Consider the following 618-nt stretch of genomic DNA (forward strand, 5'->3'; position numbering starts at 1 on the left):
TTCGCGCGCCGCAGGATTAATGGCTTCGCTCATTAAAGCTCCTTATAAAGCGGGTTCATGACTGTGCAGCAGGCTGGCAAGCCCGTTCAGCAGCAGGGTGTTAAAGGTGTTCGGTTCGGTGACGTTGCAGGCATGCCCGCCCTGGCGCATGACCACGCTGTGGCTGCGTGGGAGAGCCGCCTGTAGCTCAGTCGAGCAGACAGAGGGCACCAGCATGTCGTCGGCGGAACAGATGAGGTGTACCGGACAATGAATACGCGCGGCGTGGCGGCTGAAATCCGCTTTCTTCAGGGCGCTGAGCCTGTGCAGCAGGTTGCTTTTGCCCTGGAAATGGGCCAGCGCCAGCGCTTCTTCGGCCTCCAGGCGGGGCGCACGAGCAGCCATCCAGTCTGCCGGGTAGAGAAACAGCGGCTGCGCCTCTACCCACGCCTGCGCGCCGCCGGAATGCAGCAAACGCTCGCGGATCTGAAAACAGCGTCGGGTATGGGCGTTGAGGGTTAGCCAGCCGTTGACGCACACCAGCGCGGTGAGCGCATCAGGTCTGTCGAGGGCCAGCTGTAGCCCGATCAGCGCGCCCAGCGCATGCCCTACCACGCAGTAGCGGGCAATTCCGACTTC

Annotated in this window: 1 protein-coding gene; it reads right to left on the bottom strand. The window is 62.9% G+C overall.

From position 1 onward, the window contains the following. Window positions 1-42: 42 nt before the first annotated feature. Window positions 43-618, bottom strand: a 576-nt coding sequence (gene rutD / locus BK659_RS24490; protein ID WP_123427880.1) for a pyrimidine utilization protein D, incomplete at its 5' end; no start/stop codon positions are given.

The sequence above is a fragment of the Pseudomonas brassicacearum genome (assembly GCF_003732225.1).
Taxonomy (GTDB): Bacteria; Pseudomonadota; Gammaproteobacteria; order Pseudomonadales; family Pseudomonadaceae; genus Aquipseudomonas; species Aquipseudomonas brassicacearum_E.